Genomic DNA, 5053 nt, shown 5'->3' on the forward strand with positions numbered 1-5053 from the left:
GCATCGTGCGCGACGGCCAGGTCACGCGCGGCTGGATCGGCGTGGAGCCGGGCGAGCTGTCGCCCGAGCTGGCGCAGACCTTCGGCGTCAAGGCCACGGCGGGCGTCATCATCACCGGAGTGCTGCAGGGCGGCCCGGCGGCGCAGGCCGGCGTGCGCCCGGGCGACGTGATCCTGCAGGTAGCCGGCAAGCCGATCAACGCCGTGGCGCAGCTGCTCACCGCCGTGGCGGCGCTCAAACCCGGCGAGCCGGCGCAGTTCCAGGTGCAGCGCGGCGACGAGCGCACCGAGCTGGCGGTGGTGCCCGGCACGCGCCCGCGCATGCAGCAGCAGCGCTGACCGCTCCTGAAAAAATAGCTGCAACCCGTTGTCTGGCAACGGTTTGCGGCTGTTTTTTTGGTGAATCAGCTCAGCCCGCGGATTCCGGCGCATCCCCGGGCGCCTTGGTGTGGCGGATGAACAGCTGCGCCGCCCAGATGCCCAGCTCGTACAGCAGGCACATGGGGATCGCCAGCGCCAGCTGCGAGACCACGTCGGGCGGCGTCACGATGGCGGCGATGATGAAGGCCGCCACGATGAAGTAGCCGCGAAAGCTCTTGAGCTTGTCCACGCTGACCACTTCCAGCCGCGCCAGCACCACCACGGCGATCGGCACCTCGAAGGCCAGGCCGAAGGCCAGGAACATGGTCATCACGAAGCCCAGGTAGGCCTCGATGTCAGGCGCGGCGGTGATGCTCTTGGGCGCAAAGCTCTGGATGAACGAAAACACCTGGCCGAAGACAAAGAAGTAGCAGAACGCCACCCCCAGGAAGAACAGCAGCGTGCTGGAGACCACCAGCGGCAGCACCAGGCGCTTTTCGTGCGAGTACAGCCCTGGCGCGACGAAGGCCCAGACCTGGTAGAGCACGAAGGGCAGCGCAATCAGGAAGGCCGCCAACAGCAGGATCTTCAGCGGCACCATGAAGGGCGAAATGACCGAGGTGGCGATCATGGTCGCGCCCTGCGGCAGGTGCGCCACCAGGGGCGCGGCCATCAGGTCGTACAGCCGGCCCGGGCCGGGCCAGAAGAACAGCACCGCAGCGACCAGGCCCACGGCGACGATGGCGCGCATCAGCCGGTCGCGCAGCTCCATCAGGTGCTCGACAAAGGGCTGCTCGGTACCGGCGAGTTCGTCTTGGGGTGTGGGTTGCTCGGACATAGGCGATGGCGGCGGGCCGCTCTGGCTGCGCGGCGCGGGCGCCGTGAAAAAAATGCATCTGCGGCTGGCGCAGCCGCGGCGCGGGGATCAATCGGTCAGGTCGGTCAGCGCGGGCGGCGCGGGCGAAAGCGCGCCACGCGCGCCGCGCCCGACTGCACGTGCGTGCGCACGCCGGCACGCGCCTTGTACCACTGGGGCACGGCGCCGCGCTTGAGGCGCCATTTCTTGCCCGGGTGACGGTAGGCCGGGACGATGGCCCCGCCCTGCTGCGCGGCCAGGGCGGCCACGCTGCCCGCGTCGGCGCCGCCGTCGGCGGTCGCCTCGATGCCGGCGACGGTCTGGTTCCAGTCGCGCTCGAAATCGCTGGCGCTGGTGTGGATGCTGCGCTCGACGTCGCGCGCGGCGCCCTCCACGCTGTCCTTCATCTTGCGCAGCTCGTCGAGCTCCATCGAGCGGTTGACCTCGGCCTTCACGTCCGAGACATAGCGCTGCGCCTTGCCCAGCAGCGTGCCCACGGTGCGCGCCACGCGCGGCAGCTTCTCGGGGCCGATGACGATGAGCGCGACGGCGCCGATCAGCGCCATCTTGGACAGGCCGATGTCGATCATGCGGGCAGGCGCCGGACGCGCTCAGGCAGGCGGCAGGGGGACGGGGGCACGTGCGCTGCCTCGGCCTCAGCTCTTGCGCTGGGCTTCGACGTCGATGGTGTTGCGGTCGGCCGCGGGCATGGCGGCGCCCGTCACCTGACCGACCGGGGGCGTGGCGGCCGTGCCGGCCGCTGCGTCGTCACCGGCGGTGCCCTCGCGCATGCCGTCCTTGAAGCCCTTGACCGCGCCGCCCAGGTCGGAGCCGATGTTCTTGAGCTTCTTGGTGCCGAAGACCAGCACCACGATCAGCAGCACGACCAGCCAGTGCCAGATGGAAAACGAACCCATGGATATCTCTCCTGATGAATGCCGGGCATTTTAGGCGCTGCCCCCCGGCCGCGCCGGACATGCCCCTATCCCGGCCTCAACCCTTCTTCCAGGGGCGCGGGCCGCCGATGACGTGCAGGTGCAGGTGGTGGATCTCCTGCCCGCCCTCGTCGCCGGTGTTGATCACCAGCCGGAAGCCGCCCTCCGGATAGGGGTTGCAACCCTGCTCGGCGGCCAGCTTCGGGGCCAGCGTCATCATGTGCCCGAGCAACGCCGCGTGCGTGCCGTCGACGGCGGCCATGGACGGGATGTGCTCCTTGGGGATGACCAGGAAGTGCACCGGTGCCCAGGGGTCGATGTCGTGGAAGGCGAGGACCTGCTCGTCCTCATGGACCTTGCGGGAAGGAATCTGGCCGGCGGCAATCTTGCAGAACAGGCAGTCGGGGTCGTGCTTGTGGGGGTGTGTCATGGCGTGCGTCCAGCGTGTCTGGAAGGGGCGTCAGCTGCCGACGGCCTGGTTCTTGTTCATGGCCACCATGCCCAGCACGATGCGGTACAGGAACCAGAGGGAGATCAGGCCCCAGGCGATCCAGCCGGGGAAGAAAAACAGCAGCCACAGCGGCAGCGTCAGCAGGTACAGCACGCCGGCCCAGATCACGGTGCGGATGCGCCAGGAAAAGTGGCTGGCCTGCCAGGTGCCCTCGGCGTCGCTCTTCTTGACCAGGTCGATGATGAGGGCCACCAGCAGCAGCGCCGCGCCCGGCTGCGCGCCCGGCAACACCGCACCCAGGGCGACGATCAGGTGCAGCACATAGCTGACCCAGCCGATGGCCTTGAGCGAGTTGGCGCGCTGGTCGGGTTCGATGTCGATGATGTCGCGGTTCATGGCGTGGCCTTTCCTGGGTCTTCACTGTCGCGCGCCTGCGCCTTGCGCAGCGCCTTTTCCTCGATGCCGCTGGTGCCTTCGCGGCGCTCCAGCTCGGCAATCACGTCGGCCGGTTGCAGGCCGAAGTGGGCCAGCGCCACCATGCTGTGGAACCACAGGTCGGCCACCTCATAGACCAGCGTGGCCGGGTCGGCGCCGCCCTGCTGCACGTCCTTGGCGGCCATGACGACCTCGGTGGCTTCCTCGCCGATCTTCTTCAGAAAAGCGTCCGGCCCCCTGTGCAGCAGCCGCGCCACGTAGCTGCTTGTGACGTCGCCGCCGCGCTCGGGCTTGCGGCTTTCGATGAGGGCGGCCAGGCGGGCCAGGGAGTCGTTGCTGCTGGGCATGAGGCTTCAGTTGTAGATGGAGGCCGGGTCTTTCAAGACCGGATCGACGGCGTGCCACTGCCTGTCCCTGAGCACGCTGAAGAAGCAGCTGTGCCGCCCGGTGTGGCAGGCGATTGCCGGCGTGTGCCCCTGCTGCGTGACCTTGAGCAGCACCACGTCGGCGTCGCAGTCCAGGCGGATCTCGTGCACCGTCTGCACGTGGCCCGACTCCTCGCCCTTGAACCACAGCTTGCCGCGCGAGCGGCTGAAATACACGGCGCGGCCCAGCTCGGCCGTCTTCTGCAGGGCCTGGCGGTCCATCCAGGCGAACATCAGCACGTCCCCGGTGGCTGCCTCCTGGGCGATGGCGGGCACCAGTCCGCGCTCGTCCCAGCGCACCTGGTCGAGCCAGCCGGCGGCGTTGGCCCTATCGTTCATCGGGAGTCCTTACGCAAAAAAGAGAGCTGCAAGCCCTTGCGCAGCAAGGGTTGGAGGCTTTTTTGGCCGCAAAATCACAGCCGCACGGGAATGCCGCGCGCGCGCAGGTGTTCCTTGGCCTGGCGCACGGTGAATTCACCGTAGTGGAAGATGCTGGCCGCCAGCACCGCGTCGGCGCCGCCCTGGCTCACGCCGTCGGCCAGATGGTCCAGGTTGCCGACACCGCCCGAGGCGATCACCGGCACCGGCACGGCGTCGCTCACGGCGCGCGTGAGCTGCAGGTCGAAGCCGCTCTTGGTGCCGTCGCGGTCCATGCTGGTCAGCAGGATTTCGCCCGCGCCGCGCCGCGCCATCTCGGCGGCCCACTGCACCGCGTCCATGCCGGTGTTCTTGCGCCCACCGTGGCTGTAGACGTCCCAGCCCTCGCCGCGCTCGGCCACCTCGTCGCCGCGCCGGCGCTTGGCGTCGATGGCCACGACGATGCACTGCGCGCCGTATTTGGCGGACGCGGCCTCGATGACATCCGGGTCTTGAATGGCCGCCGAGTTGAAGCTGACCTTGTCGGCGCCCGCGTTGAGCAGCCGGCGCACGTCGGCCACGGTGCGCACGCCGCCGCCCACGGTGAGGGGGATGAAGACCTGGCTGGCCACGGCCTCGATGATGGGCAGGATCAGGTCGCGCCCGTCGCTGGTGGCGGTGATGTCCAGGAAGGTGAGCTCGTCCGCGCCCTGCTCGTTGTAGCGCGCGGCGATCTCCACCGGGTCGCCGGCGTCGCGCAACTCCACGAAGTTGACGCCCTTGACGACACGGCCGCCGGTCACGTCGAGGCAGGGAATGATGCGTTTGGCCAGCATGGGCAGGCAGCTCCGTAGGGGTGGGGGAAGCCGGCCCGGGCGGGCCGGATGCGCCGGCGGCGTCAGGTCGCTGCCAGCTCGTCGGCGCGCTCCTGCGCGGCGGCAAAGTCCAGGTCGCCCGAGTAGATGGCGCGCCCGCAGATCACGCCCTCCACGCCCTCGCCCTGCACGGCGCACAGCTGCTCGATGTCCTGCATGCCGGCCAGGCCGCCCGAGGCGATCACGGGAATGGTGAGTGCCTGCGCCAGGCGCACCGTGGCCTCGATGTTGATGCCGCTGAGCATGCCGTCGCGGCCGATGTCGGTGTAGATGATGGACTCGACGCCCCAGTCCTGGAATTTCTTCGCCAGGTCCACCACCTCGTGGCCGGTGAGCTTGCTCCAGCCGTCGGTGGCCACC

The 5053-nt window shown here is 69.1% G+C and carries 10 protein-coding genes; 1 reads left to right on the plus strand and 9 read right to left on the minus strand.

Translation table 11 applies throughout. The features are described 5' to 3' along the window. On the plus strand, positions 1–338 hold a 338-nt coding region (locus RT051_RS14315; protein ID WP_313077706.1), incomplete at its 5' end, for a S1C family serine protease. A 70-nt stretch (positions 339–408) separates the two neighbouring features. Here the strand turns inward: RT051_RS14315 and tatC are convergent. The 9 genes from tatC to RT051_RS14360 form a co-directional block, all read right to left on the minus strand. Continuing rightward, positions 409–1197 carry a twin-arginine translocase subunit TatC gene (gene tatC, locus RT051_RS14320; protein ID WP_313077709.1) on the minus strand — a complete coding sequence of 263 codons (789 nt, stop codon included), beginning with the start codon at positions 1195–1197 and terminating at the stop codon, positions 409–411. A gap of 104 nt (positions 1198–1301) precedes the next feature. Further along, complete coding sequence (gene tatB, locus RT051_RS14325) at positions 1302–1805, minus strand: Sec-independent protein translocase protein TatB (protein ID WP_313077713.1); 504 nt, start codon at positions 1803–1805, stop codon at positions 1302–1304. A gap of 66 nt (positions 1806–1871) precedes the next feature. Further along, positions 1872–2132 carry a Sec-independent protein translocase subunit TatA gene (gene tatA / locus RT051_RS14330; protein ID WP_313077717.1) on the minus strand — a complete coding sequence of 87 codons (261 nt, stop codon included), beginning with the start codon at positions 2130–2132 and terminating at the stop codon, positions 1872–1874. A 76-nt stretch (positions 2133–2208) separates the two neighbouring features. Beyond that, positions 2209–2580 carry a histidine triad nucleotide-binding protein gene (locus RT051_RS14335; protein WP_313077719.1) on the minus strand — a complete coding sequence of 124 codons (372 nt, stop codon included), beginning with the start codon at positions 2578–2580 and terminating at the stop codon, positions 2209–2211. Between the two features lie 30 nt (positions 2581–2610). Further along, positions 2611–2997 (minus strand): hypothetical protein, encoded by a 387-nt coding sequence (locus RT051_RS14340; protein ID WP_313077722.1) that lies wholly within the window; start codon positions 2995–2997, stop codon positions 2611–2613. After that, positions 2994–3383 (minus strand): phosphoribosyl-ATP diphosphatase, encoded by a 390-nt coding sequence (locus RT051_RS14345; RefSeq protein ID WP_313077725.1) that lies wholly within the window; start codon positions 3381–3383, stop codon positions 2994–2996. The genes RT051_RS14340 and RT051_RS14345 overlap by 4 nt, the downstream gene beginning before the upstream one ends. Positions 3384–3389: 6 nt before the next feature. Continuing rightward, on the minus strand, positions 3390–3800 hold the full coding sequence (gene hisI, locus RT051_RS14350) for a phosphoribosyl-AMP cyclohydrolase (protein WP_313077729.1): 411 nt from the start codon (positions 3798–3800) through the stop codon (positions 3390–3392). A gap of 74 nt (positions 3801–3874) precedes the next feature. Further along, a complete protein-coding gene (gene hisF, locus RT051_RS14355; RefSeq protein WP_313077731.1) occupies positions 3875–4654 on the minus strand; it encodes an imidazole glycerol phosphate synthase subunit HisF in 780 nt (259 codons plus the stop codon). Positions 4655–4716: 62 nt separating this feature from the next. Next, positions 4717–5053, minus strand: a 337-nt coding sequence (locus RT051_RS14360) for a HisA/HisF-related TIM barrel protein (RefSeq protein WP_313077735.1), incomplete at its 5' end; no start/stop codon positions are given.

The sequence above is a fragment of the Melaminivora sp. genome (assembly GCF_032059615.1).
Taxonomy (GTDB): Bacteria; Pseudomonadota; Gammaproteobacteria; order Burkholderiales; family Burkholderiaceae_C; genus Melaminivora.